Here is a 26280-nt window from a genome sequence, read left to right on the forward strand (position 1 = left end):
AACTGGAGCATTAACAATGACGAATCTTCATTTTCTTCATGGATTTCTTGGTCTTGCCTCTGATTGGCACTGCTTTGCAAAAGATTTTAAAGAACACGATTGTAAATTTCATAATATTTATGATTACTTAGGTAAACATGAAAACAATCAAAAAAAAAGATGCTTTTATTCTTGGGCAAATAACTTTAATGCAACAGTTTTGCATAAAAATGCTACTAATCAAAAAAATATTTTAATAGGTTATTCTCTTGGAGGAAGACTTGCATTACACGCGTTAATTGAAAGTAAAAAATGGGATGCGGCAATTATAATATCTGCCAATCCAGGACTCTTAAATAACTCAGATAAGCAAGCAAGAATTTTAAATGATAAATTATGGTCGCACCGTTTTTTAACTGAAAAATGGGAATTGGTATTACATTTATGGAATTCTCAAGATATATTTTTAAATTCAAAAATTAATTTTAACCGTGCAGAAAATAATTTTAACAAAATTGAGATTGCTAATATTTTAAATGAATTCTCTCTAGGTAAGCAGGAAAATTTACGAGAAAAAATTAAAAATTTAGATATTCCAATTTTATGGCTTGCTGGAGAAAATGATATAAAATTTATAAAAATTTTATATGAAATGAAAGATATTAATAAAAAAATTGAAGCAAAAACTATTTTAGATAGTGGCCACAGATCACCATGGGAAAATCAAGCAGAATTTGTTAAAATATCATTAAATTTTATTAATAAAATTTAATGATATTTTTTTATTCTAGTACTTTTATTTTTTCTAAAGAAATTCTTGTTCCAAAAATAAATAATTCATCATCTTTTTGAAAAGTAAAACTTGAAATAGGATTTTTAATTCTTTGATTATTACGGTTAACTGCTAAAACAATACAATTATAGTTAACTCTGATTCCTAATTCTAAAATTGTTTTACCCACAAATCGGTGGTTTGCATGAAGCTTTATTCCTGCAAGGATGCATTGATCAATTGTTAGATCATTTTCTGAACTTATTTTTTCGGTACAGAAATTCTCTAAATCAGCAATCGATTTTTCATTACCATAAACTAGCAATGTATCATTTGACATTATAATTTCATTTGCTACTGGAGAAACAATTGTTCTTTCATCACGAGTAATAGCAACAATATTTACATTAAACTTTTCTCGAAGTTTTAATTCCATTAAATTTTTTCCTGTTATTTTTGTATCAGAGCCTACGTTAACAGGTACAAGATACTCATCCCATGGAGCCAAACGATCAAGAGTTGCTGTTATATTTCGAGAGGTCATCAGCATATAATTTTTTTTCAAACGTGATTTTGTATTTTCTACTAAATAACGAATACCATTAATTAATGAAAATTTTTCATAAAATGGAGCCATTTTATTTTCTAATGAAAAACCAATGACAGCTTGAGAATACGAGTCAATTAGCTTACAAACATTTTTTGGAATAATATTTTCTGCTTTATCTGCAAAAGAAAGAGAAGCTGTTGCTACAAAAGGTGTTATTAATATTGTAATGATAGCTGTTGCTACAATAGCAGAAAAGTTTTTATTATCGATTGCGCCTAAACTCACTCCAACTTGAGCAACCACAAAAGACAATTCACCAATTTGCCCCATACAACCACTAATTCTAATTGAATCTTTAACACCTTGGCCTGCAATGAGATTAAAAAGTAAATTAAAAATAAATTTTCCAAAAATTATTGAGCATACTAGAGCAAAGATCAGTTGCCATTTTTCAATAATAATATGGGGATTAAATAAAAAACCTATTGATACAAAAAATACTAAAGCAAACAAATTTTTAACAGGTTCAATTAATGTTTCAATTTTTCTAAGTTCTCGACATTCAGACAAAATTGAACCCATAATAAATGCGCCTAAAGCTGAAGAAAAATTCCAAGAAGCAGATATATAAGCTAGGCCTAACGCTAAACCAATGCTTAAAATTAATAATAATTCTTCTTTACCAACAATGAATGCAGAATGAATAATTCTTGGTAATAAAAGCGTTCCGAGAAGCCACCACAACAAAATACTACAAATAAAAATAGGCACTAACTCAATTAATTGTATGTTACCGCCTGTTACTGTTGTTGATAACCAAATAATCATAAAAATTGCTAAAGAATCTTCAACCAACAGTACACCCATCAATTTTTCTGCAAAACGAGCGCTTTTAAGCTGATGGTCTTCTAAAATTTTTACAATAACTGCTGTTGATGCAGTCGATATCACAGCCCCAATAAATAATGCTTCATGCCCTGTAATTCCAATCAGCTGAACAACCTGCGTTCCAACAAACCACATCAGCATTGCTTGGGTGAGACCAACGATAATGGGCGTGCTGCCCAAGGATTTCACTTTGCGAACCCCAAAATGCAACCCCATTGAAAACATCAATAGTAACACACCAATCTCAGCTAAAGTATTGGCAGATTCTTTACTAACAACGTAAGGTGTATAAGATATTGGCAAAGAAAGGAGGACACCTGCAAAAATATAACCAAGCAACAAAGGTAGTTTAAGAAATTTCTTAAAAATCCAGCCAAACGCTCCCCCTGTTAAGAGCATGGCAGAAAGATCTTGGATAAAGATATTATGCATCAAAAATCAACCTCAGAAAATAAAAATGATATCAAGAATACGTTAACGAAAAAACATAAAATAAAAATTAAAAATAAGCTTTTGTGCACATTTAATATAAGGATTTTATATGCAAAGCTTAAACATATTTATGCATGAGCTATTAGACTATGCTGGTTTATTTCCTCCTGCTCTTTTATCGTTAGAGGAGTCATTAGAAAATTTTGTTTTATACCATGAACATAAACAAAAAAAATGGCTAGGTAAATTTATCTTACCCGCTAACAAAATTAACGATACAATTTTAATTTTAAACAAACAAAATTCTTTTTTAACACTTAATAAAAAAACTGAATTTTCCATAATTCTCTCAAGTTGTGAAACTATTTCTGAATACTCAAAAACTTTAAGCTTAGACTTTACTGTCTTACTTAATTTATTAAATCATTATTCTAAAAATATTGAAATAAAATCTTTTGAGTTTTTACCACCGAAAGAAATTTTTTACTCAAAAAAATATGATGGATTAAATTATATATTAACGAACATATATAGTCTTATAGACAAAGCTCAGCTCAAAGCTGAAGTTTTTATAGAAATTCCCTTAACAGAAGACATTGAATCCATAGTAAATATTCTAAATAATTATGGGAATAAATTTAACCAAAAAATTTCTATAAAAATAAGAACTGGAGGTATCTCTTCAGAGCAAATACCTTCTTCTTTCGAAATTGCTAATGCTATTTCAACTTATGCTGCAAGCAAAACACCCTTAAAAGCAACAGCAGGTCTTCATGTCCCTGTTCCAAATTTTAATAACCATGTAGGAACAACATTACATGGATTTTTAAATGTTTTTTCATGTATGCTGCTTTGCTACGCTCAAAATTTAAGTGTAAGCATCATGGAGAAATTACTTCTTGAATGCACATATAAAAATTTTAGGTTTACTGAAAAAGGGTTTTTTGTAAATAATTACTTTTTAGAAAATGAAAAAATACTTTATCTAAGACAAAATTACATTAAAAGCTTTGGCACGTGTAGTTTTATAGAACCAATTGAACATCTTGAAAAAAATAACTTTATTAAATAAAGGATCCATGAAATGCAAGAATTAAATACCTGGTTAGATATTCCAAATATTCATGATTTTTCAATTTATAATATTCCTTTTGGAGTTTTTTATTCTGACAATAATTCTAAAACAGCGCGCTGCGGAGCAGCTCTTGGCGACTATATAATAGATTTAAACATACTACATCAATATGGTTATCTCGATAATATTTCAAATTTAAATAAAAATATTTTTGAAAAAAACAAATTAAATGATTTTTTAGAACTAGGCAACCAAACATGCTTTGCGGTTAGAAAGGAAATTCAAAAAATATTTTCTGACCCGAGCTCCCTCTTAAAAAATCGCCCAGACCATTTAAATAAAATTCTCCTAAATTCACAAACCCAAAAAATGCTTCTTCCTATTGATGTTAAAGATTATGTTGATTTCTACTCAAGCCTTGATCACGCCACAAACGTAGGAAAAATGTTTAGAGATGAAAACAACCCGCTTCTTCCGAACTGGAAACACATACCTATTGGTTACCACGGAAGAAGTGGCTCTATTATAGTCAGCGGCACTAATTTTCCTCGCCCTCGTGGACAGTTATGTGCGCCAAATTCAACGACTCCCAGTTTTGGCGCATCACAGCAGCTCGATTTCGAACTCGAAATGGCATTTATTACTAGTAAAAACACTTCAATTGGAGACACCATCACTCCCAACAATGCCAAAGACGCAATATTTGGATTAACACTCTTTAATGATTGGTCAGCCAGAGACATTCAAAGATGGGAATATGTCCCACTTGGTCCCTTTTTAGGCAAAAGCTTTGCAAGCTCCATGTCTCCCTGGGTTGTCACCCTTGATGCACTAGAACCTTTTGCTCTTCCTCCCCTAAAAAAAGAGAATTCAGAGCTAGAATATCTAAAATGTAGTAAAAATGGACTCTATGACATAACTCTCGAGGTTTATCTTCAATCTAAAAATATGACATCACCGATGTTACTCGTTACATCCAATTACAAGCATATGTATTGGAATTTATTTCAACAATTAGCTCACATGACGTCAAATGGCACGCCAATCCGGGTCGGAGATTTATATGCCAGCGGTACAATTAGCGGCCCAACACGCGAATCTTTTGGATCTATGTTAGAAATCGCTTGGAAAGGTACCCAACCTATTTTTCTCTCAGACGGCACAATGAGAACTTTTTTGCATGATGGCGATACAATAGTCTTTAAGGGGTTTGCACAAAACGACAATTTTAGAGTTGGTTTTGGTAGTCTATATGGAACGATACTTTCTGATTAGAAGAAGCAAACCATCCAGTATTGTTCCGACCTTTTCATTGTCTTTTTGTAAGACAATTATTTTTTCTAGAGACCTTGTTATATTTTTAATTCCTTATAAATATAACATAAATTCACAGATTGATTGTTTTTCCCCACAAAATTAATACTTTATCATTCTTAAAAAAATGTCTTAAATTTTGACGAAACACATAGAGACTGGTAGTTTCTTTCTTTCAAGGGTAATCAGCATATAGGGATTAGTCAGTTTTCAATATCTGACAACTTGATTTCGTGTAGTGCCTTTATTTTTTTAGTTCATTTCAACATTTGTGGACTTATTTAATTTTCGTTTAGAAAGGAAAGTTTTATGCGCAAGTTACAAGAAGCAGTTAGATTTCCTCAGTCTGTTCAACTCTTTCGTTTTTGCTTTCGTGTTCTAGAATTAAGACAGCCAAATGAGAAAGTTCATGACCAAGACCTTGGTTCAATTCTAAATTATAATCCAAGCGACACAAGCCACTGGAAACGCGGCAAAAAAGCGATTCGCAATGTTCAATCTCTTGAAAATTTAGCAAAAGCTTTAGACGTCGACCTAGAGATTATTCAAGATCTTGCAGACGGCCTCGTTGATCTCGATGAAGCATGGTGCGACTTTTGTGATGCCGAAGAAGAACGCCGCCTTTCTTTAGAAGAACCTGGGGTTCGTATTGAAAGACGCGATAGAAGCCTTGAAATCGAAAAAGTGGCTCAAGAAATTCTTGCCAAAGCAAATGTAACAACGGTGCCTGTTCATATTCCTGAACTCATCTCTGCATTTCCATTTATTCAATTGATGCCAGGCGATGTATCCGACAAACTTGCGCGTAGTTCAAGAGTAAGACCTGGTCACTATGCAATCCGCTTCCGTAAAGGAGACATTAGAGCTCATACACGTACAGCAATTGCACGCGAAATAGCTCGTATTGTATTATTATCTGAAAGAGAAAAATTTAAATTCACAAGTCGTTGCGAAACTCTTTCTCAAGCAGAAATTGTAGATTTTGCAAATGCACTTCTTGTTCCAAGAGAAGCTTTAGCTGTAGAAATTCAAAAAATTTCGACTCGTGTAAATATGGTTAAAGCTCTTGCTGATTTATTCTGGGCACCTAAATCTGTAATTCGCTCACGTCTTTCTTCTATTTTATTTGAAACTGCGTCAAACAGCGTATTTGAAGCAGCTGCGCTTGAAGCAAGAATTTCTGTTCAAGACAAATCCGAAATGACAGATGAAGAGTTTCTTGACGAAGAGTTTAATGAAAACTCAGATTCAATGTCCTTTTCTAAAAAACAAGGACGCCCAAATTCTACAGTTGTCCCTAATTCTGTACATTAAACAACTTGCCTACGTTTATTGAATATAAAAGAGAGGAGAACAGATTTTGTCTCCTCTCTTTTATTCTTGATTTTTTTGCATTTTAGGGCAAATGTTGAATGTGAAACACGATAAAGGAGGCGATCTAAAATGGTGGTTGTTTTAAATAAAAATTCATGCCCTAGAAAAGTTAGTTTAATGGCTCGCAAACTTACTGATGACGACGACGATGATGAAGATAGCGACTATAGTAGTGATGATGATGAGAGTGACGATGATGATCTTCCAGAAATGAAGAACGATCTAGAATCTGAAGAAGCAAAACCCAAAACATTAACTCGCAAAGAAGCAATTGATATTCTTCAATCTAATCGCGATTTCTCTAAATTAGATTTTCGTAAGGCAAATCTGGCAAAGCTTGATTTCTCAAATTGTAACTTTGAAACCTCAAATCTTTCTTATGTAAATTTTAAGGATTCAAACTTAGAGGGCTGTAATTTTGCAAATGCAAGCTTATGGAATGCCAACTTAGAAGGGGCAAACCTCACTCGAGCAAACCTTGAAGACGCGGATCTCGACTATACCAAACTAAGAGGGGCTATTCTTTATCGTGCTAATGTACGCCGCGCAACCCTACCAACCGATTTAATTCCTAGAGAAGAAATTTTACGTTCTATCAACGAAGGAACAAAAGTAAGTCGTTAAAAGATATTATTTCTTCTCCAAAAAAACATTTAATATATATTTTTAAAAAAATAGTTTTTATTTAGCTAAATTAATATATAGTTATTTTTTCTGAATTTTTGGTTAATTTTCCTTAATATTGGTTTTAAATGGATGCGATAATAGTTGATTTTAATAGCTTAAAGCAAGAAGTTTATAAATGGTTTGGATTTCATAATAAAAATTTACAATGTTTGGATTATAAATATTCCATTTTAACACTGGGTCAAAATAAGCAGCGTTTTATAATTATTCATAAATTTAAATATTTTAAACACAAAAAGATAGCGCTTGGTTATTATATTAATCTAAATAATCAATTAAAATGCAGACTTTTTTACCGTTCCATAAGTGAAAGCGAATGGCGTATTTGTTTAGGCTGGGAGTTTTATTCACAAATATGGGCGAAAACACCAATAAACGTATCAAAAGGCGGTTACATTGGAGAAGGTTTATTGCAGTTTTATTTTGCTAATTACCTCGAAAACCTAGAAGACACGCTTCAAGTATCAGAAAAAGACTCCATTCATAAATACTTAAAAGAGAACTTTCAAGCAATACGTTATTTTTATTATAGTAAAAAAAATAAAGATCTATTACCAGAAATTCAAAAAGATTACATAAAAGAACGGAAATATATCAGCAATACTTTAAAGACTTTAAACGCCTCAATTGATTACAAAAAATTTGATATTTATAAACAAGCACAACCAAACTTAGCCATTTCAGTACAAAATACAAAAAACTCCAATTCAAATAAAGCAGCAATAATTAAACATGATTACACTCTCTGGGAGACAATTCTTCCTTGCTTAAATAACAAAGTGCTTTATTACGAATTTTATCACCATTTGTTAGCAACTAAGTGTAGTGTAGATATTTTTAAATTAGGTTTAAATATATATATTGAAATTGCATACACACAAACATCAAAAAATATTTCTTTTAATACTGCTTCTTACAAAAAAAATAATGTTACAACAAGAATTTGCTGGGTTAAAAATGTTTACTTATTTAACAAAACAAATTATACAAATAATAATGCAGAATGGGGTTGCTTAACATCATTTGGAAATTATACAAATTACGCTGATGATCTTTGGTTTTTAATCCAAAAACCAATAGACTATTTATTTCAAGTATCGAATCAAGTTTATAGCAGGACAGGTTCTGAAAACTTAATTGCAAATAGTCCTTATATTATTCTTGCCTGGTATAACGAAAAATATTCAAAATTAATTGAAGAATTCAAAATTAAAAAAAGCTTTGAATTATTTAAATCTAAATCTAAAAAATATATTATTTATATTTCGATAAAAGATAGAATAAATAATTTTATACAATCTTTTAAAACAGAAAGAGCGAATAACTTGTTACTACGAGGCATTGTAGAAAAACTACTTGAAGCTTGTGCAATTTACATAGCTCAATCAAATATAATTGGCTACACAGGAAAAATGCGATGCAAGGATTTTGAAAATATTTTATTTAAACTTAAATTTTCTGTTATTAGTTATCAAAATCTTAGCGAAATATTACACAATATTTTTGTAAATAATGCAATTAATAATAAGAGATACAGTGATTTCTTAGGCTTTGGCGGTTCTATTAGAACAACTGAACATAGTTTATTTACAATTTGCGCTAATCATCTTTTAACAATTTCTGCATTTCATATAAATTTTCAGAATATTGATGTATTCTCTGAAGAAATTGAATTTACAGTTATAAAACCAATATTTAAAACACTAAATCAACCCCACGATTGTTTACTTCGTTTTTATCTTCGCGCTTTAACTCTAAATCTCCAAAAGTTGAATGGAATAAAAGTTACAGAACAACAATCTAAAATTTTATTATCTTCTTTCGCTAATCAATATTAAATTAAAATTTTAATAAAATTAATATTATACCCATTTCTTTTTTTAAAAGGATATATTTGGTAAGCTATTTTAAAATATTATTTTTTTGGAAATCTTATAAAATTGACATAATATCATAATTTTAATTAGTAAATTATATCTCGCTATATTAATTTTCACTCAGGATTTTTTACTATGAAAGCAACTAATTTTAATCAAACCTTACCTTACGCTTTTTTGACATTATCTACATTATTTTGGGGAGGAAATTTAATTGTTGGAAAACTTCTAGTACTAAATATATCGCCAATTTTATTAACTCAAATACGATGGATTTTAACTGCAGCATTTTTATTTTTGATTTATCATAAAAAAATAATTAAAAATTGGGGAAATATAAAATCTTCATTTGCTATTTTATGCTTGTTATCATTATGTGGTCAAGTTTTTTTTCCTTTAAATTTATATATATCATTGCAATATACTAACCCTATTAATGCTGCAATATATTTGTCAGCATCGCCATGCCTAGTCATTATTATTAATAAATTAGTATTTAAAGATTTTGTAACAGTAAAATCTTTATTTGGGATAATAATAAGTACATTTGGTGTAGTTTACTTAATTATTAAAGGTGATTTTTTTAATTTAAGACAATTTTTTAATTTGAATATTGGTGATTTTTGGGCTATGGGTTCTGCCTTAAGTTGGTCTATATATTGCTCATTTTTACGATTAAAAAATAAAAATATTTCTGGAAACGTTTTTGTCACAGTTTCAGCAATTATTGCCAGTGTATTTTTAATTCCAATTTCATTTTTTTATCAATTTGATTTATCTTTTATTCAATCATCTTTTAGTTTATATGCTTTTATTGGTATATTGTACTTAATTATATTTCCCTCATGGCTTGCATATTTATTTTGGAATAAAGGCATAGAAGCAATTGGCGCAACACGTGGAGAAGTTTTTACACATTTTATTCCACTTTTTTCGGTGTTATTAAGCGTTATAATTTTAAAAGAAAATTTGTACCATTTTCAAGCTATTAGTGCAATTTTTATTTTAATTGGTATTTATTTTTGTTCAAAAAAACAGAATGAAAAAGTGTTAAAAATTAAAGAAGTAAAATTATAATCTCAATACACTTTAACTAAAAAGATTAAATTTAAATTATTTAACTATAGTAAAGATAAATATTTAGATCTCGTGGCCTCTCCCGGACAAACAACCCTAGGCGATAAAAAAGTTGGTATTTTATTTACTTCATTATCAGAAACAAATAAAATATCTTTCCCAAATTCAGGTAAATCATTTCTAGCACTAAAATCATCGGCTAAAATCTCAATTTCATATCTAATTAAAAATTTTCCGTATCCCTTAATTTTATATCCAACACCTGCTGGAATTTTTATATTTAATCTCGGATCATTTTTAAAGGAAAATGATCTAATTTCTCGTAAATTTTCTGAGATCCTAAAATCACAGAATTCTAATAATAATACTTCAGATTCTCTGTTTAATATACTTAATATCGTATTTTGAATTTTATGAAAAACAAATAAGTTACTCATTTCATTAAAATCAACTTCTAAAACATCGGACAAACATGAAGATGTTGTTGGAACAATTTTATATGAATTTTCACCTGTTAATACATAATTATTTTTACTAAATTTTAGATTTAGAATACCAGTATCTTTATTAATTATTTCTCTAATATCGTTATACTTATTTTTATCATAATCAAATTCATTATAATAATGTTCATTATTATTTTTATACCGAAATGAATATTCCATTACATTTCTTAATATTTCTTGTTGCATTTTAGAAAATGAAACATGTCCTTCTTCTGGCAAGATATATTTATTTGTTTTTACTTTTGGAATATTTTTTTCATCTCGTAAAAATGAAACCAAATCATTTTTAATATCCCATTCATGATTATAAAAATCAGAATACCAAATTGGTTCATTACGAATGATAATTTTTTCTAAATTATCAAATGAATGGGCAACACCCCTAGGAATAATTAATTTTCTAATTAAAGTAGGATGAAAATGCAATACAACTTTACTGCCTAATGTATTTGAGTTTTCTCTACAATCTATAAAATAGCCAACAATAAATTTACTGGAAGCTCCTCCAAAAAAGGTTAGTCTATCATCCTGACCTATATGAATTTCGTAATTATTATAACTAGAATTGTTTTCGTTTGTAACATAATCAGAAATTAAAGAACCTTCACTTGATAACAGTTTGTTAACCACTAATCCTGTAATATCTTTAACCTCTGAAAAAATTAAATTATTTGCTGATATTTCTAATCCATCAATAGGAAATTTAAATATTTTACAATCAGGTTCCATTTCAAAAAAATAAGTTTTTCTTACAAAATCATTTGACATAAAATTTCCTTTGGTAACAGTGATTAAAATAAACAGCCAATTTTTAATGCAAAATTATTTTTAGTTATACAAAACTTAAAATCCATTTTTTACTATTAAATAAAGACAATTTCTCAACATAAAGTATATACTTCATAAAGAGAGATTTATCAATATAAATACTTTATCGTTCTTGAATATATTAATCTAAAAAAACTAAATTTTGTCTATTTTTTAAACTCTAACAATAATTTTATCAAATATTAATTAGCGCTTTTATATTTTTTTGATATTCTGTATTTTTTAAAGTATTATTTGCTAGATATTTTAGAAATTTAAAATATTTTCTTATTAAATAAAAACAATAATCATATATTAATTCACTACACAAAACAAACTTTATGTAGTGAAATCGATCAATACAAATACATTGTTGCTCTTGAGTATGCAAACCAGAGAAGTGACCTAAATATAAACTCTAAATTATCAGAAATTTTCTTGTCTAACCTCATTTTAAATATAATAAACTCAGCGACTATTAAAATTGCTGTACATAATATTATAAATAAGATCTTTTCTAGCATTATTGACCTATTGCTTGATTATCTAAATTTTCTGAATTTATACCAGAATTCATGAGTCGATTATTCCAAGCATTAGAATCCATGAGTCTATGATGACTATAATCTGGTGCTGGAGTTCTGGTAAATAAACTATCAATCCAACGCCCTGCTGGTACGATCGTGTTATCGTATGCTCTCTCCGCCTGCCTATTTACCCAAATACCAACTGCACCATAACCAATCGCCTTTCCAATTTCACGTGCAGCAGCAGCTGCTGCTCCTGCTGCATTCGCTTGTCTGTCCAAATATTCTTGCTTATAAGCAACCATTTGCCTTTTCTTTCTTGATAATATTTTAAAAACATAAGATTCATTTAAAGTTTTTAGTACTTCAAGATTTTTATTAATTTCTTTAAAAGTAAGGTAAGAAATACTTGTATTGGCGTCGTATTTTCCTTCAATCAGGTAAACTTCCATATTGTTTGTTAAGTTTCGGTTTATCGAAACACCCAACACTTGATCGTGAGAACCTTCGGCACATTCCATTTTCACGAAGTCATTTTCTTTATTGATATTTAAAATATTTTGCTTTTCATTTAAAATACTTTGAATATTATGACACGTTAATGCTTGCAAATTTTCTTCAGAAAATGCCTCGCACCAAGTACCAAGTAGGTACATAAAACCGTTTTTCTTATTAATTTCATATAAAATCCTTATTTTAAATAAATTAAAAACTCAATAAAAAAAATTATGCCGGCATTACAATTTATACATTGAGCGTTTATTTAATAAAATAGTATTTATTTTTTGTCAATTAATAAAATAAAAAAATATTTAAACATTTTTTATTTTTTATATAGATAACCAATAAAATATTAAATAAATATTATTGGTTATCTTTTTATTTTTTAAAAACAAAGGAATATTTATTATATAAAAAAAATAATTTTTAATTATTTCTAATTAAAAATTATTTTATGTAAATTATTATTTTTAAATCTTTATAATTATTTAAAACAAGTAGTATTATTAAATAAACAAAAAGTATTCATTTAGAATGAGTTCTCAAATATTAAAAAACCCTTAAATTTTAAAATATTACCATTTAGCTCGTTTTTTAATTTCATACAATTGACTGGTATTCACATTACAATTAGGGTGGCGAGCTTCAAGTGTGAATTGCACATGAAGCTCGCCACCAGTTGTATTTGCTAAACACAAATCCAATTCACTAACGCGGGATAAAAAATAACCAGTTTAATTGTTAAAGGATTTTTATGTTCCAAACCGAGTCTATCGATATTTTTGACCCCAAAGTGGATTCCATCTTCAAAAAGATTTTTGGCGAAAAACAAGAACTTTTTATTGACCTTGTCAATAGTGTATTTGCCAATAAAAACGAAAAATTGGTAAAATCTGTTACCTTTTCAAACTCTTCTCTGTCAAAAAATATAGCCAATGGTAAAATAGAATGCTCTCTGTTTTGGATGTCGACAACTACGAAATTGTTGCCCCCGACCTCGAAATCCATTATTTAATTATACCCAAAATGCCCAAACATATGTATAATGGTAGTATGACAAGGCTTGAAAAATGGTTACTCTTCTTTCAAGCTAAAAACAAAAAAGTGTTCGAGGAACTCGCCATGCAAGATAGATTATTTGAACAAGCAAAAGAAACTTTGTACTTTTTGAGTCATCACCCCGAAGAACGAGCGGCATACACTCAACGTTTAAAATATCTGTTAGATACCGCTTCTCGACTTGATGATGCCAGAACTGAAGGTAAAGCTGAAGGTATTCAAATAGGTGAGCATAAAAAAGCGCTTGAAACAGCAAAAAAATTAAAAGCCAGAGACTTCTCAATGATAGATATTATAGATATGACTGGTCTCTCTCCAGAAGAAGTGGAAAATCTTTAATTATTGGAAGCGCTGGGCGCAAAGCCGCTGTGCTTCTGGTTTCATTATGACTGCTCGTTTTCCATTGCTGTACCAAACGTCTTACTCTTCGCTCCAACTACTTAGCTGCGGTAGCCCCATGGTCAGGTAATCAATAGTGACTACACAACAATTAGAAAAAAATTAATCGATAAGGCATTAACTCGTACATAAGAACAAGAATGCAGCCTTGTTTTGTTAAATATAAAATAAGCCACAAAAAAAGCCGTTATCGTTTGATAACGGCTTTTTTTGTGGCGGGATGGACGGGACTTGAACCCGCGACCTCCGGCGTGACAGGCCAGCGTTGTAACCAACTCTACTACCACCCCACTTGTGAAAAGATGTATGCCAGAGAAGAACTCTGATTGCAAGCGATTATACAAAAAAATTTTAAACCAGAATATTTATTATTAATATCAATTATTTAAATAGAGCAGGGACGCCTCCCAAAAGAACAATCAAACCAAAAACAATACCCCCTATCGCAAACGCATAAAAAAGACCTGTCAGTATAAAGAACTTGATATTTGGTTTTTTTAATGGTTTTTCAGAGGTTTTTACGACACTACGCGTTGTAAAACGTGTGTTCTGAGGCTGCTTAAGATTTCTCGCCAGAGAATCCTGCCCCATTCTCGCCGAAAACAGTTTTGTTTTTTTGTTTTCGGCTTTTAGCCTATGTTCGCTAATTTGGATAACTTTTCCGCCTGAATTATGCTCACTCGTTCTAAAGCGTAATGAACCCGACTGGAATAAGTTTCTTACCATAATTTTAACCTCCTCATAACGAGAAGAAATTTGTGAGAATCTTATGTTCAAATATTATACTTTATATTAAGTAAGAATCCAATGGTATCGACAAACATTTATACAGCTTTTTTGTGACAAAAAAATTTATGGCTCAAATACACTTGTCGCCATATCCATCATGTTGCCATGCAAACTGGAATTGCTTGAAAATAATCTTATATATGGGCATTTTTCTTGAAAGTAAGATAATGAGAAGTCATTTTTAAATAAAAACAAATAACATCCCTGCATGTCCCTTACTGACACAACATCCGTTTGCTCTTTAGCCCGAGCAATATCATCAATAGAAGCATTGGTCCAACGCGCATGCTTAAAAGACAAATTTTCTAAGCTACATTCCACATTATATTCATTTTTTAGGCGAAAGAGGAGAACATCAAACTGCAAAACACCCACTGCCGCTAAAATTGGATCACTGGCTGCGCGACTTTCATCAACAAACATTTGCACAGTCCCTTCTTGGCACAACTGCACCAAACCCTTTAGCAACTGTTTTCGCTTTAATGCAGAGGTTGTTCTAACAACAGCAAAGTTTTCGGGAGCAAAGGCGGGAATCCCTTCAAAAACAAAATCGCCATTTTCAACAAGAGAATCACCAATTGCAAAAATTCCGGGGTCGTATATCCCTACCACATCACCTGCATACGCCTTTTCTAACGTACTTCTATCCTGCGCAAAAAACTGCTGGGGGTGAGTAAGTCGAATTTCACGATTAAGACGAGGTACTTTTACATTTAACCCAACCTCATAAGCTCCACTCACTATACGTAAAAAAGCAATACGATCCCTATGTTTTGGATCCATATTGGCTTGGATTTTAAATATAAACCCACTAAATTGGGTAGAAAAAGGATCAATTTTTCCTTCGCTACTTCCTTTAGAAGATGGAGGAGGCGACATGTCTAAAAACTTTTCAAGAAATAAACGCACCCCAAAATTTGTCATTGCTGCCCCAAAAAACACGGGAGACAATTGACCTTTTAAAAATTTCTCGTGCGAAAACGCGTCTCCTGCCATCTCAACCATTTCTAGGCCATCAAGTGCTCCCGATAATAAATCAGCAGGGACGCATTGTTCAATTTGCACTTTATCAGACAGAGGAATAATTTTTGCCACAGTTTCTGTTGTGGTATTTCTCCCTTCAAAAAAATGCAAACATTTCGATTCGCGTTCAATAATGCCTTTAAACCTTTCACCCGAAGAAACTGGCCAATTCATAGGATACGTTGCAATATTTAAAACGCTTTCTATTTCATGCATGAGATCAAGGGGATCTTGCGACTCTCTATCCAGTTTATTGACAAAAGTAAAAATAGGAATGCCACGCAACTTACAAACCTCAAACAGCTTAATGGTTTGCGCTTCTACACCTTTTGCAGCATCTATAAGCATAATTGCAGCATCTGCCGCAGCAAGAGTTCTATAAGTATCTTCAGAAAAATCTTGATGCCCGGGAGTATCCAACAAATTACATACAACATTTCTATATTCAAAATTCATCACGCTTGTGGACACAGAAATACCGCGTTGCTTTTCGAGCTCCATCCAGTCAGAGGTTGCAAATTTTTTTGATTTTTTTGCTTTAACCGAACCTGCCAAACGAATTGCGCCACCTAAAAGTAGCAACTTTTCGGTCATGGTTGTTTTTCCTGCATCAGGATGTGAGATAATAGCAAACGTTCTTCTTCTGTTTACTTCATTGTTTAGAGTATGTTTGTCAATGGAAGACATGGGTTTCTCCTATGGGACACTAAAAGACTGCTTTTTGCTAGCACAATTTTGACACTATGGGAATTTCAGAGTTACAAGATTGCTAGGATACTTGAGCACAGGTGAGTCACTTCATGCACCGAGAGGCATTTTTTATGAATCAAGTAAGTTTACTACAGCTTAGGGAAGTTGCAGATCAAATGATCATGCTTGCTAGCACCTTCCAAATAAAACCACACTATCTTCGTGCAAAACAAATTCGTCAAGCAGATAAATCACTGATTATGGTTGACGCTTTTTTTTCGAGAAATCTTAGTATTGAAGCAAAACAATGGCTAGAATCATTAAATGGACTTAGCGTATTGCGTAAAAAGCTCGCTTCACTAGAAGAAAAACAACGAGAAATTGATGAGCTCGAAACCAGATTAAATACTTTACAATCCATAATCCAAATTTGGTGTTCTTTAGAAGAGCCCGATAAGCAAAAAATAATTCAAAATGCGAAAAGAGCGCAAGAGTTTATTCAAAATAACTTAGAAAAAACAGAAGCTCACATTATTCACCGTTACAACAGATTCTCTGCCCTAAAAGATTTAACGCCTTATGCCGACAACGCAAGTTATCTATGCGAAGCTGTTTTTCACTACGAAAATCGCGAAAAATATGAGTCAAACATCGAAAAAGTAGAACAAAAAATACTCAATGCCAAAGAAAGACTAAAAACAGTCAACAGAGGTTTTTGGTTGGCGGTTATTTTTTGTTTATTTGTTGTCACAATTCCTATTTGCTTTTTATTTGTAATTAGCCTTTGGAAACGCAAAAAAGAAATAGAAAATCAAATTGCCAACAGCGAAGAAACTTTACGCCGTGAAAATAAAAGACTTGTTGCAGCCGAAGAAGGAGCGATTGTCGCACAAGACATCAGATCGCACCTAGGCGATATGTCTCTTGAGCAAATTAGAAATACTCTGGCAGAAGTTAGAGATCTCCGTGCCGAATTTCAAGGTTCAGAAAGAACCACAAGCACAACAGCAATTTTGCTGAGTTTTATTGATTTACATCGCATCAAGCTTTCAGAGTTATTTGGAGAAATTCCAGAAAATCCCGTTAAAGTCTTTAAATGGTTTTACGAGCATGTTTCTAGATGCCAAAACACAGAACAAACAATTCAAAAATTAATGGAAAAAAAACAAGAAGTTTTACAGCAACAAAAGCAAATTACCAAAGGATATTCGAAAGAAATTTTGATTAATAGTATAAAAAAATTAGATTTTGTTTTAAATTCAACCATGAAGTTTACTTTTGACACAGAAAATAAAGCTCATTTTGCAGACATTTGCACAAAAATACCTCCTATTCTTGCGCAAATCCGAGAAGTTTTATTTTTTGTGAGCAGGAGTCATCCAATTGACGCCCAATATTGGGAAATGTTGCGCCTTAAAATTCAGGGATTTTCAAATATAATGTCTTTGTGTGTCTTAGATGCAGAAATTGTAAATTACGACCTTGAGCTTGTAAATGCTAAGCCTATTGAAGCAAAGAAAGGTAACGCATGAGTAAATTTCTAAAATGGCTCTGTATATCCCAAATTTTAGGTATACAAAGTTTTGCTTTTGCAGAAAGTGAAGAAAATAAAATTAGTTTTGATTTTACTAAAATGTCTATTTCTGCTTTTGGTGTTTTTAACGTAACACAAGACATTAAAGGGGACAGTGTTGCCGCAGAAGTCAACGCACGCAAAAATGCATTATCAAACATTTCTAATTACTTTAAAAATACTTGCAATAAAATTGAAAAAAACCAACTTGGCACTAAACCAGAATGGGAAAATCTTTTTCGCTCGCAAGGCAGTGAAATTTATGCAAACGGATTTGTAAAAGTTTCACTTGCAGCCCCATACCGCGACGTATTAAAAACACCAAATAGTGCAAAAAAGAAACCAGTAACAACAGAAGATGGTAAAAAAATTGCTTTTTCTATGCTTTTAACGCTTCCAGGTAATGCAGTACAATGTGGCGCCATTATTCTTGATACAGGAAACAATAAAAAGGTTTTGGTTTCACCTGCAAAAGTAGTGTCCTCATCAATTGGCCTGACTCTCGTAAAGCTCGCTTTTGATGGCAAATCAGAATTAAAGCCAGCAACACCAGAAGATGCCGCAATTTTACAAAACTCAACACTTGCAAAGGATCCTTATGTACCTGCTAGTGTTATTCCTATTGTCGTTGTTATTCCTGAACAATAGTTTTGCAATTAGCGACAAATCCAATACAAACAACTCTTTTCAAATTCAAGAAAAAATTCCTTTTATTGTGTTTGTATGTGAATACTGTAATACAAAACAACAAAAAATTTCAAATAATTACAATAAAAACTTTGTACAAAAATTAAAAAAATTTGAACTTTATCACGATCGCAACTGGTCAAAAGAAACACAAAATGTAATTAAAAAACAGCAAGATAGCGAATATCAAGTACTGGGTACTAAAAGCTGGCCTCCTCAAATCCCTTTTGCAATTTCACCATTAAGCAAAGAAAATGGGTTACTTGTATTTGTTAACTATCCAAAAGAACAAGGTTCAGCACAACCAATAGAAACTAAAAAATATATATTATTTTACAAAAAACAGGTCATTATTGGAGAAAGTGAGGACGTTGTTCTCGAAAGCTTAACCAACAACCTACCAAAACTAAGTAATAAAATGGGTGTAAAGTTCTTTATTGCTAAAGACATTTCTGGCAATGAAATACCTGCCCTAGAAAATGTAATAAAAAACTTTACAGCAAACAAAAATTCGATAATGATTCCTTACGAAGTGACTAAAGGTGGTGTCTATTATCGTAGTGATATCAACGTATCAAAGATCATGCATACCATAAAACAAGTAAACCAAAATGTCCCTAATCTATCTGCCAAAATAGCTAGTGGAACAATCGATGTAATAGAAGTAACAAAATCAAAATGAACAGCTTGGAACAAATATTTAAACTTTCGCTCTATGCATACATTAATTATTTAAATCTAAAATTAAACCATATTAAGCAATTAAACGAGAAAGAATTTTATAATATAATTATAAATAATTTTAATAAATATGATGATTTTTTTAATAACACAAAAATATGCCCTCAATTGATAAATACTTTTTTATCACAAGCGCAAATACTGTGTGAATATGAAGCAATGACTTTTATGCCAGATGATCTTGTTGAAGAGTACAATAATACTAAAATAAATATAGAAAAAATATTAGATAAAATTTTTTATGAAATTTTATCACAAAAAAATTTTAATCAAGAAGAATTAAATTTGTTAAATAGAAGATTATTTATAGGATTCGTCAACACTTTTAAAGAATGGACTGAAGATATTAAATTTTTTAAAAATAATGATAATGATAAATTTTCACTTTTGCAAGAATCTCCATTAATATCACTGTGCCTATTCTAAAATTAATGCAGGTAAAAATAAAATGACAATACAAAAACAATGCTGGACAATTTTAAGCGACGAATTAAATATAGAAAGCGAAAATATTACATTAAAAGATCAAGAACACCATTACGCTTGTAATGTGTTACGACTCAAAAATAACGACTCAGTAGAAATCACAAATTGTTATGGATTAAAAGCAACAGGAATTATTGTTAATGTTAATAAAAAAGAACTAAAAATTAAAATATTAGCAATAAATAAACACGCAGCAATCCAACCAGTAATTCACTTATGGCTAGCAATGCCAAAACTTTCAACAGCTGAAGATGTGATTGCAATGAGCTCAGAAATGGGCGTCAGTCAAATTCATATTTTTAAAAGCGAAAAATCTTTTACAAAATCTCCTTTAAAAATGGAAAAAGCAATACAATTAAGTAGAGAGGCAACACGAATTAGTAAAAGTGCATTTGCATCTGAAATTTTTTATTATGCATCTATGAATGAGTTTTATGAAAAAAATGAAGTTCAAAAAAATTCTAAGCAATTAATTTTATTTTGTGATGAAAGTCATATTTACGAAGGCAAAATACAGAATTCAATTTTAAAAATTTTGCAAAATAATTTTACACCAGAAACAAAAGAAATATGCATTTTAATAGGACCTGAATCCAGCTTTTCAAACAAAGAGAGAGCGTTTATTTTAAACAATATTCCTTCTTTGCCTGTATCATTAGGGCCAAACCTATTAAAAGTTCCTAATGCTGTTGCAAGTGCGCTAGGGACAGTAATAAGCTTCAGAAATGATTTCAGTTAAATCTTACCATCTAATGTTAGTAAGTTTTTATAAAACTCTGGTCTTCTGTCTCTAAAAAAGCCCATACCAGCTCTAAAAGCTTCTGTCTCACTAAAACTCAAATCTGCATAAATAATAGTTTCAGACTCTCTATCTGCCTCGGCAATTTTATCGCCCGTATAACTGCTTACAAAAGAACTGCCATAAAAATTCATATTTTTCTCTATGCCAACCCTGTTTGCAGCGGCAACATAAACTGCATTGCTGACAGCATGGCCAATCATAGCTCTTTGCCACATGTCTTTCGTATCCAAAGAATGTGCCTCAGGAGGTTCGCTGCCAATTGCTGTAGGATAAAGTAAAAGGTTAGCTCCTTGTAACACCATACTGCGCGCGCATTCAGGAAACCACTGATCCCAACAAATCCCCACACCAATTTTTCCATACAATGTATTCCAAACTTTAAAACCTGTATCACCTGAATTAAAGTAATACTTTTCTTGGTAACAAGGCCCGTCAGGAATATGAGATTTTCGATAAACCCCCATTATACTTCCATCAGCGTTAATCATAGCAAGACTATTATAATAAGCCTGACCCGATTTTTCAAAAAAACTAACTGGTAATACTACTTTTAATTTCTTTGCTAACAACTGAAAGTGCGATAAAAAAGGATGATTTTCAACTTCATTAGCTAAAGCAAATAAATGATCAAATTGCTCCTGACAAAAATAATGATACTCAAACAATTCAGGAAGAAGAATTACCTGAGCCCCATTTTTTGCAGCCTTTTCTACGTATTGAGTTGCTTTCTCAATATTAGTTTGCACATGATCAGTCATTTTTATTTGAATAAGAGCAAGCTTCGTAGTTTTTTGCATTAATTATAGTCTCCAAATTTGGCCCGCAGGTTGTTGTTGTGTAACACAATGAAACGAGCCTCCTCCTGAAATAATGTATTTCGATTTTAATCCAATAACCTTATGCTCAGGAAAAACTGTTTCTAGAGTTTTTAATGCCTTAGCATCATTTGGATCATCATAAGTTGGTACCACAACAAAACCATTGCCAATATAAAAATTAGCATAAGTGCACGGCAGACGCTTTCCATCAATTTCCATTTTATTTCTAGGTAAAACAAGAGGAACAAGATTAAAATTATTACCCGATAAATCTGTCGCTTTCTGCAAAACGTCTAAATTTTGCTGCATAGTCGCATAATTTAAATCGGTCTTATCGTCCGTAATAGAATAAACAATCGTATTTGCATTTACAAATCTTACAATTGTATCAATATGGCCGTCAGTGTGATCACCTTCTAGTCCATTTTCTAACCAAATTAGCTTATTAATACCTAAATAATTTTTAAGATATTGTTCAATGTCATCTTGTGTTAAGTTAGGGTTACGCATTTTACTTAAAAGGCATTGTTTTGTTGTTAATGCCACACCATTTCCGTTAACATCTAAAGATCCCCCTTCCATCACAACAGATGTTTGAAAAAAAGGAACTTTTAAATATTGCGCAACATAATTTGGAGCTAAGGTATCTAGGTCCCACTTAAATTTTTGTCCCCAGGCATTAAACTCCCAATTAACAAAGCTTAAGTTCTCACCTTGTTTAATAAATATTGGTCCATTATCTCTAAACCAAATATCGTTTAATGGCACATTATGAATAGTAACGTTTGAGTTGTTTTTAAATCTTGCATTTGCATCGATTTCCGCCTCTTGAGAACCAACAATTAAATTTACAGGCTCGTAAGTAGAAATTGTAGAGACTAACTCCTCAAACTCTTGTCTCACTTTTGATAAATGCCCAAACCAATTTTCTTCATCAAACGGCCAGCAAGTCCATGTTGCAGCGTGCAAAGACCATTCAGCAGGCATAGAAAAACCTAGATTTAACGGTATATTATTAATTATATCTGGCATTAAAAACCCTTTTTTAAATCAAAAAACTTTCAATATCTGAACACCAGAGAAATTGTTACATGATAGTTTTTTTCTCGTCTAGCAAATTATTTGTTTGTAATTATCAAAAGAATTCTTAACCTGCGCCTTTAAAAACCCGAGCAGTTATTGTTTTAACTTCTTTCATAATAACTTTGATCTTTTTAGCTTCAATAATATAGTCTTTCATTGCATCATATGCTTTTCTTTCGTCTCCGCCCGCTGCAATCCATTGAGCAATTGTCGATCCCCCTATAAAATCACTGGGATGAGCAAATATTACTTTGTGAGCTTCTAGATACGAGGTTGGTGTATCTAGTCCTTCCTTTTCAAACAAATTTAATGCAAAAAGAAGACAACGATGAATAGACTCTTCTACATAAGAGACTTCCATCCCTCTTGAGAAGACAATTTTATCTTTAATTTTAAATTTTGTAGAACTTTCTAAAGCCATAGAACCGCTCCTCACTCGCCAAACAGGTATCGGCAGGAAGTGTAAAATTCCTTAAGAGAGCTTAATAAGAAGAGGTATTTTAGATTTTAAATAAAAAAAGGAACTAGTATTGTTTTTACTAGTTCCTTTCTAATGTAAAAAAGTTCACTAAAACTATTTTCTTTTTTTAGCGGCTGATTTTCTTTTTACACCAACTTTATCTTTAAGAGACGAAGCAACTCTAAAACTAACCTTTTTAGATGCTGGAATTTTAATTTCTTCACCAGTTTGAGGATTACGTCCCTTGCGTGCTGCACGATCTTTAACTTGTAAAATACCAAGTTTATCAATACGAACTTTCTTACCAGCAGCAACGTGATCTTCAATTGCATCAAGAAAAGCCGCAATGACTTCTTTCGTTAATTTTTTTGGTAATTGATCAAATCTAGAAGAAACTTCAACAGTTAAAGCAGAAGTAGAAACAGTTGCAACTTTTCTTTTTGACATATAATAAATATCCTTTCGCATAAAAGTTAAATGGATCTTTAAATATCTTTGCCTAAAATCAACCTAATATCAAGAGGCAAAGTATATTTTTTTTATTTCCTATTGTAGGATAGGCAAAACTTTGAGTACAAACTTCTCAAAGCAAATAATCAGAAGGGATATATACCATGGATCAATCAATACTTTCAATACAATCTTGTGTTAGTTACGGTCATGTTGGAAATAGCGCTGTTACTTTTCCTTTGCAACGTTTGGGAGTTGAAGTTTGGCCAATACATACAGTTCATTTTTCCAATCATACTGGATATGGCAAATGGGGAGGCAGGGTTTTTGACATAGACGCTGTCAGAGATGTGTTTCACGGTATTAGGGATCGTGGGGTATTAGCAAAATGCAATGCCTTATTGAGTGGATATATGGGCAGTCAAGAACTCGGTAAAGTCATGATAGAAGCTATCTTAGAGTTGCGAAAATACAACATCAATACAATTTACTGCTGCGATCCTGTAATGGGAGATGTGGGCAGAGGCTTTTTTGTTAAACCAGGAATTCCGGAATTTTTTAAAGATGAAATGATAAAATATGCGACAATAATGACTCCTAACCACTTTGAATTCGAATACCTATGTGGCGAAAAAATTGAAACACTCGAACATGCGATTTCTGCAGCGCAAAACCTTATAAAAAAAGGTCCAGAAGTTGTTGTTGTAACCAGTTTAATATTAAATAATAATAAAAACTCAAACTTAAGCATACTAGCAGCAAATAAAAACTCGGTATATCTTATTACAACACCTTACATTCCAATTTCGCTTAACGGCACAGGAGATCTGACCTCCGCTTTATTTACTCATTTTTATTTAAAAGATTCAGAAAATATAGGAAACGCATTAGAAGAGACAGTCTCTAGAGTATTTAGTATTATAGATGCAACTCATTTAGAAAATTCTAGGGAACTACTTCTAGTTAAAGCACAAAATTACTTAATTAATCCAAAGTTTAATTTTAAAGCGGAAAAAATTAATTAATCCATTGTACTATTTTTACCTGAAGATTCTGTTTGGTTTTGATTAAGATTTCTTATATATTTTTTTTCAAAATGAGCTACAAAAGATAAAAACACAATAAGCCCTACAGTAATAACAATAGTGCTTAAATAAATTCCATAGCCTGCTAAAATTCCCAGAGCAGAAACTGTCCAAATTACAGCTGCAGTTGTTAAACCTTGAACCTTACTTGAAGATTTAAATATTGCACCTGCTCCAATAAAACCAATTCCGGAAACAATTTGAGCAACAATTCTCGTTGCATCAAGTCGCTGTCCACTATGAATTAAATCAGTATTAGAATAATCTGTCATGACCAAAGAAAGAGCCGTAAACATTGCCGATGCAGCACAAATTAAGGCATTAGTCTTAATTCCTGCTAATTTTCCTCTTATTTCTCTTTCTACTCCAACTATAGTACCAACTAATAATGCAACCCCGACTCGAGGCAACAAAAATAATAAAATATCTAGTTCTGATATTTGATGATTTGGAATAGGCACTTCTGAGAGCATTGTAAATCCATAAATTTATTAATTATGTCTATAATTCATCATTTAATTGTAAAATGTTTGAAATTATTTCACGCATCGCCAAAGTTATGACCAATTCTAAATTTTCATTCATAAACGCCGATCTCAAGTTAATCGAAATTTAAAGGTTAACCAATATGAATGAAAAAAAACCTGAGCTAAACGAAGATGATCTATTAAGATACATGAGAGACCAAGCTTGCCGTGCAGAAACTTCTGGTATTGCAGCTAAAAAATTTTCTCATTTTCAAAAATTACTAACAAAAGTATATTCACTTTCAGATAAAGAATTTGATATTGCGTTTTCAACTCTTGAGTCAATGATTGAAAGTTTTAATAGCAAAAAAACAAATTCAGAAGATGAAGAAAAAATTAAAAATTCACAAAAAAACAAAGAAAAAACTATAGAAATAATTTCAAATAAACAATAAATTTAATTAAAAATATTCATGAATATCAATAATAAAAATATCGTATGTAGTTCGAAACATAACACTAGTTGGCACAACTACATCAGAATTAACAAAACCAACCCATTTTAATTCCAAATCAGAATCTTTAACAAAAGGACCATAATAAAATCTACTATTTGCAATAATACCGTAACCATTATTATTTTTAGTTACAGAGATATAACTATTAACATAAACCTCTCTATCAAGTAAGTTAATTGTGGATCTAGAAAAATAACTTTTATTTATAATATTTGGTAAATTTACGGTTTTATTACTTAACAAAGACTCTGCTTCTTTTTTATTTAAAATTTCTTTTTTATCATTTTTATCTTCTTTATCTTTGACATAAAAAATACCGTCTTCTTCTGAAACAAACTGAAATGGAAGTCTACCACAAAAAATATTCCTCAATCCTTTTGATCCAAGTCCTGATAAAAAACTAGAAATTTTTTCAAAGCTTTGATGAGAATAAACTGTGTTTTGTTCAGTAAGATAATTTATATCATAGCCATTAAGCTCAAAAGATAAATAATCTTCACCTAATGGCCCTATAGCAGTTGATTTAAATGTATTATAATTATTTTTCCATACCCCCTCCATTTGTAAAGAAAATTTTTCTTTACCATCAATAGTAAAATCAGCAAAAAATTGCGGATTTTTAGAAGAAAAACATTTGTTTTGAATTTGATTAATTATATCTAAGATTTTATCTTTTGAATCTACCCTAACAAGTTCTTTTTTTATTTTCATAGAAATACATGAATTAAATAAAATAAAAAAAGAAATAATTACAATTATTTTAAAAAAATTTTTTTTCATATTT

At 31.0% G+C, this 26280-nt stretch carries 26 protein-coding genes and 1 tRNA gene; 15 read left to right on the forward strand and 12 right to left on the reverse strand.

What is annotated here, in order from left to right:
• The first annotated feature begins 16 nt into the window (after nt 1–16).
• Nucleotides 17–751 (forward strand): alpha/beta fold hydrolase, encoded by a 735-nt coding sequence (locus tag Spiro2_RS11355; RefSeq protein WP_338635939.1) that lies wholly within the window; start codon nt 17–19, stop codon nt 749–751.
• A gap of 10 nt (nt 752–761) precedes the next feature.
• On the opposite strand, the gene Spiro2_RS11360 is transcribed toward Spiro2_RS11355, so the two are convergent.
• Entirely contained in the window at nt 762–2621 is a 1860-nt protein-coding gene (locus Spiro2_RS11360) for a cation:proton antiporter (protein WP_338637769.1), read from the reverse strand.
• Nucleotides 2622–2730: 109 nt separating this feature from the next.
• On the opposite strand from Spiro2_RS11360, the gene Spiro2_RS11365 reads away from it, so the two are divergent.
• The 6 genes from Spiro2_RS11365 to Spiro2_RS11390 all read left to right on the forward strand — a co-directional run bounded on the left by Spiro2_RS11365 (nt 2731) and on the right by Spiro2_RS11390 (nt 10025).
• Entirely contained in the window at nt 2731–3693 is a 963-nt protein-coding gene (locus tag Spiro2_RS11365) for a hypothetical protein (RefSeq protein ID WP_338635940.1), read from the forward strand.
• A gap of 12 nt (nt 3694–3705) precedes the next feature.
• Nucleotides 3706–4971, forward strand: coding sequence for a fumarylacetoacetase (fahA, locus tag Spiro2_RS11370; protein WP_338635942.1), 1266 nt, complete (start codon nt 3706–3708; stop codon nt 4969–4971).
• A gap of 348 nt (nt 4972–5319) precedes the next feature.
• Nucleotides 5320–6324, forward strand: coding sequence for a hypothetical protein (locus Spiro2_RS11375; protein WP_338635944.1), 1005 nt, complete (start codon nt 5320–5322; stop codon nt 6322–6324).
• Nucleotides 6325–6453: 129 nt separating this feature from the next.
• Nucleotides 6454–7008, forward strand: coding sequence for a pentapeptide repeat-containing protein (locus Spiro2_RS11380; protein WP_338635945.1), 555 nt, complete (start codon nt 6454–6456; stop codon nt 7006–7008).
• A gap of 128 nt (nt 7009–7136) precedes the next feature.
• The gene (locus tag Spiro2_RS11385) at nt 7137–8909 is read left to right on the forward strand and encodes a hypothetical protein (RefSeq protein WP_338635946.1); all 1773 of its coding nucleotides are present in this window, start codon (nt 7137–7139) and stop codon (nt 8907–8909) included.
• 174 nt (nt 8910–9083) lie between these two features.
• A complete protein-coding gene (locus tag Spiro2_RS11390; RefSeq protein WP_338635947.1) occupies nt 9084–10025 on the forward strand; it encodes a DMT family transporter in 942 nt (313 codons plus the stop codon).
• Nucleotides 10026–10069: 44 nt separating this feature from the next.
• On the opposite strand, the gene Spiro2_RS11395 is transcribed toward Spiro2_RS11390, so the two are convergent.
• On the reverse strand, nt 10070–11299 hold the full coding sequence (locus Spiro2_RS11395; protein WP_338635948.1) for a hypothetical protein: 1230 nt from the start codon (nt 11297–11299) through the stop codon (nt 10070–10072).
• Between the two features lie 562 nt (nt 11300–11861).
• Nucleotides 11862–12521 (reverse strand): hypothetical protein, encoded by a 660-nt coding sequence (locus Spiro2_RS11400; protein ID WP_338635950.1) that lies wholly within the window; start codon nt 12519–12521, stop codon nt 11862–11864.
• A 793-nt stretch (nt 12522–13314) separates the two neighbouring features.
• Here Spiro2_RS11400 and Spiro2_RS11405 point away from each other — a divergent pair.
• On the forward strand, nt 13315–13764 hold the full coding sequence (locus Spiro2_RS11405) for an Rpn family recombination-promoting nuclease/putative transposase (RefSeq protein WP_338635951.1): 450 nt from the start codon (nt 13315–13317) through the stop codon (nt 13762–13764).
• A 273-nt stretch (nt 13765–14037) separates the two neighbouring features.
• On the opposite strand, the gene Spiro2_RS11410 is transcribed toward Spiro2_RS11405, so the two are convergent.
• The 3 genes from Spiro2_RS11410 to Spiro2_RS11420 all read right to left on the reverse strand — a co-directional run bounded on the left by Spiro2_RS11410 (nt 14038) and on the right by Spiro2_RS11420 (nt 16323).
• Nucleotides 14038–14114 (reverse strand) — tRNA-Asp (locus Spiro2_RS11410).
• Between the two features lie 91 nt (nt 14115–14205).
• A complete protein-coding gene (locus Spiro2_RS11415) occupies nt 14206–14550 on the reverse strand; it encodes a hypothetical protein (protein ID WP_338635952.1) in 345 nt (114 codons plus the stop codon).
• A gap of 126 nt (nt 14551–14676) precedes the next feature.
• The gene (locus Spiro2_RS11420; protein ID WP_338635953.1) at nt 14677–16323 is read right to left on the reverse strand and encodes a peptide chain release factor 3; all 1647 of its coding nucleotides are present in this window, start codon (nt 16321–16323) and stop codon (nt 14677–14679) included.
• 134 nt (nt 16324–16457) lie between these two features.
• On the opposite strand from Spiro2_RS11420, the gene Spiro2_RS11425 reads away from it, so the two are divergent.
• The 5 genes from Spiro2_RS11425 to Spiro2_RS11445 are packed head-to-tail and all read left to right on the forward strand — an operon-like array spanning nt 16458 to nt 20552.
• Nucleotides 16458–17858, forward strand: a complete 1401-nt coding sequence (locus Spiro2_RS11425; protein ID WP_338635954.1) for a hypothetical protein — start codon at nt 16458–16460, stop codon at nt 17856–17858.
• The gene (locus Spiro2_RS11430) at nt 17855–18547 is read left to right on the forward strand and encodes a hypothetical protein (protein WP_338635955.1); all 693 of its coding nucleotides are present in this window, start codon (nt 17855–17857) and stop codon (nt 18545–18547) included. Before Spiro2_RS11425 ends, Spiro2_RS11430 begins: the two co-directional genes overlap by 4 nt.
• Nucleotides 18522–19268 carry a hypothetical protein gene (locus Spiro2_RS11435; RefSeq protein ID WP_338635956.1) on the forward strand — a complete coding sequence of 249 codons (747 nt, stop codon included), beginning with the start codon at nt 18522–18524 and terminating at the stop codon, nt 19266–19268. Before Spiro2_RS11430 ends, Spiro2_RS11435 begins: the two co-directional genes overlap by 26 nt.
• A complete protein-coding gene (locus Spiro2_RS11440) occupies nt 19265–19753 on the forward strand; it encodes a hypothetical protein (protein ID WP_338635957.1) in 489 nt (162 codons plus the stop codon). Before Spiro2_RS11435 ends, Spiro2_RS11440 begins: the two co-directional genes overlap by 4 nt.
• Before the next feature lie 22 nt (nt 19754–19775).
• A complete protein-coding gene (locus Spiro2_RS11445; protein WP_338635958.1) occupies nt 19776–20552 on the forward strand; it encodes an RsmE family RNA methyltransferase in 777 nt (258 codons plus the stop codon).
• Here the strand turns inward: Spiro2_RS11445 and aguB are convergent.
• The 4 genes from aguB to Spiro2_RS11465 all read right to left on the reverse strand — a co-directional run bounded on the left by aguB (nt 20549) and on the right by Spiro2_RS11465 (nt 23423).
• Nucleotides 20549–21412: an N-carbamoylputrescine amidase gene (gene aguB / locus Spiro2_RS11450; RefSeq protein WP_338635959.1), complete on the reverse strand. Its 864-nt coding sequence runs from the start codon at nt 21410–21412 to the stop codon at nt 20549–20551. The two genes, Spiro2_RS11445 and aguB, sit on opposite strands and share 4 nt — an antisense overlap.
• Before the next feature lie 3 nt (nt 21413–21415).
• Complete coding sequence (locus Spiro2_RS11455; RefSeq protein WP_338635960.1) at nt 21416–22465, reverse strand: agmatine deiminase family protein; 1050 nt, start codon at nt 22463–22465, stop codon at nt 21416–21418.
• Nucleotides 22466–22580: 115 nt separating this feature from the next.
• Nucleotides 22581–22937 (reverse strand): hypothetical protein, encoded by a 357-nt coding sequence (locus tag Spiro2_RS11460; protein ID WP_338635961.1) that lies wholly within the window; start codon nt 22935–22937, stop codon nt 22581–22583.
• Nucleotides 22938–23090: 153 nt separating this feature from the next.
• Nucleotides 23091–23423, reverse strand: coding sequence for an HU family DNA-binding protein (locus Spiro2_RS11465; RefSeq protein ID WP_422398000.1), 333 nt, complete (start codon nt 23421–23423; stop codon nt 23091–23093).
• Between the two features lie 167 nt (nt 23424–23590).
• Here Spiro2_RS11465 and pdxY point away from each other — a divergent pair, with 167 nt between their 5' ends.
• Entirely contained in the window at nt 23591–24451 is an 861-nt protein-coding gene (gene pdxY / locus Spiro2_RS11470) for a pyridoxal kinase PdxY (protein WP_338635964.1), read from the forward strand.
• Here pdxY and Spiro2_RS11475 read toward each other — a convergent pair.
• A complete protein-coding gene (locus Spiro2_RS11475; protein ID WP_338635965.1) occupies nt 24448–24984 on the reverse strand; it encodes an MgtC/SapB family protein in 537 nt (178 codons plus the stop codon). The genes pdxY and Spiro2_RS11475 overlap by 4 nt on opposite strands.
• A gap of 155 nt (nt 24985–25139) precedes the next feature.
• On the opposite strand from Spiro2_RS11475, the gene Spiro2_RS11480 reads away from it, so the two are divergent.
• Nucleotides 25140–25433 (forward strand): hypothetical protein, encoded by a 294-nt coding sequence (locus Spiro2_RS11480; protein ID WP_338635966.1) that lies wholly within the window; start codon nt 25140–25142, stop codon nt 25431–25433.
• 6 nt (nt 25434–25439) lie between these two features.
• Here Spiro2_RS11480 and Spiro2_RS11485 read toward each other — a convergent pair whose 3' ends face one another.
• Nucleotides 25440–26276, reverse strand: coding sequence for a hypothetical protein (locus tag Spiro2_RS11485; RefSeq protein WP_338635967.1), 837 nt, complete (start codon nt 26274–26276; stop codon nt 25440–25442).
• Between the last annotated feature and the right edge of the window lie 4 nt (nt 26277–26280).

It is taken from the genome of Spirobacillus cienkowskii, assembly GCF_037081835.1.
Taxonomy (GTDB): domain Bacteria; phylum Bdellovibrionota_B; class Oligoflexia; order Silvanigrellales; family Silvanigrellaceae; genus Silvanigrella; species Silvanigrella cienkowskii.

Coding starts and splice junctions, on each gene's coding strand:
- Spiro2_RS11355 (WP_338635939.1), top strand. CDS start 17: ATGACGAATCTTCATTTTCTTCATGGATTTCTTGGTCTTGCCTCTGAT.
- Spiro2_RS11360 (WP_338637769.1), bottom strand. CDS start 2,621: ATGCATAATATCTTTATCCAAGATCTTTCTGCCATGCTCTTAACAGGG.
- Spiro2_RS11365 (WP_338635940.1), top strand. CDS start 2,731: ATGCAAAGCTTAAACATATTTATGCATGAGCTATTAGACTATGCTGGT.
- fahA (WP_338635942.1), top strand. CDS start 3,706: ATGCAAGAATTAAATACCTGGTTAGATATTCCAAATATTCATGATTTT.
- Spiro2_RS11375 (WP_338635944.1), top strand. CDS start 5,320: ATGCGCAAGTTACAAGAAGCAGTTAGATTTCCTCAGTCTGTTCAACTC.
- Spiro2_RS11380 (WP_338635945.1), top strand. CDS start 6,454: ATGGTGGTTGTTTTAAATAAAAATTCATGCCCTAGAAAAGTTAGTTTA.
- Spiro2_RS11385 (WP_338635946.1), top strand. CDS start 7,137: ATGGATGCGATAATAGTTGATTTTAATAGCTTAAAGCAAGAAGTTTAT.
- Spiro2_RS11390 (WP_338635947.1), top strand. CDS start 9,084: ATGAAAGCAACTAATTTTAATCAAACCTTACCTTACGCTTTTTTGACA.
- Spiro2_RS11395 (WP_338635948.1), bottom strand. CDS start 11,299: ATGTCAAATGATTTTGTAAGAAAAACTTATTTTTTTGAAATGGAACCT.
- Spiro2_RS11400 (WP_338635950.1), bottom strand. CDS start 12,521: ATGTACCTACTTGGTACTTGGTGCGAGGCATTTTCTGAAGAAAATTTG.
- Spiro2_RS11405 (WP_338635951.1), top strand. CDS start 13,315: ATGCTCTCTGTTTTGGATGTCGACAACTACGAAATTGTTGCCCCCGAC.
- Spiro2_RS11415 (WP_338635952.1), bottom strand. CDS start 14,550: ATGGTAAGAAACTTATTCCAGTCGGGTTCATTACGCTTTAGAACGAGT.
- Spiro2_RS11420 (WP_338635953.1), bottom strand. CDS start 16,323: ATGTCTTCCATTGACAAACATACTCTAAACAATGAAGTAAACAGAAGA.
- Spiro2_RS11425 (WP_338635954.1), top strand. CDS start 16,458: ATGAATCAAGTAAGTTTACTACAGCTTAGGGAAGTTGCAGATCAAATG.
- Spiro2_RS11430 (WP_338635955.1), top strand. CDS start 17,855: ATGAGTAAATTTCTAAAATGGCTCTGTATATCCCAAATTTTAGGTATA.
- Spiro2_RS11440 (WP_338635957.1), top strand. CDS start 19,265: ATGAACAGCTTGGAACAAATATTTAAACTTTCGCTCTATGCATACATT.
- Spiro2_RS11445 (WP_338635958.1), top strand. CDS start 19,776: ATGACAATACAAAAACAATGCTGGACAATTTTAAGCGACGAATTAAAT.
- aguB (WP_338635959.1), bottom strand. CDS start 21,412: ATGCAAAAAACTACGAAGCTTGCTCTTATTCAAATAAAAATGACTGAT.
- Spiro2_RS11455 (WP_338635960.1), bottom strand. CDS start 22,465: ATGCCAGATATAATTAATAATATACCGTTAAATCTAGGTTTTTCTATG.
- Spiro2_RS11460 (WP_338635961.1), bottom strand. CDS start 22,937: ATGGCTTTAGAAAGTTCTACAAAATTTAAAATTAAAGATAAAATTGTC.
- Spiro2_RS11465 (WP_422398000.1), bottom strand. CDS start 23,423: ATGTCAAAAAGAAAAGTTGCAACTGTTTCTACTTCTGCTTTAACTGTT.
- pdxY (WP_338635964.1), top strand. CDS start 23,591: ATGGATCAATCAATACTTTCAATACAATCTTGTGTTAGTTACGGTCAT.
- Spiro2_RS11475 (WP_338635965.1), bottom strand. CDS start 24,984: ATGCTCTCAGAAGTGCCTATTCCAAATCATCAAATATCAGAACTAGAT.
- Spiro2_RS11480 (WP_338635966.1), top strand. CDS start 25,140: ATGAATGAAAAAAAACCTGAGCTAAACGAAGATGATCTATTAAGATAC.
- Spiro2_RS11485 (WP_338635967.1), bottom strand. CDS start 26,276: ATGAAAAAAAATTTTTTTAAAATAATTGTAATTATTTCTTTTTTTATT.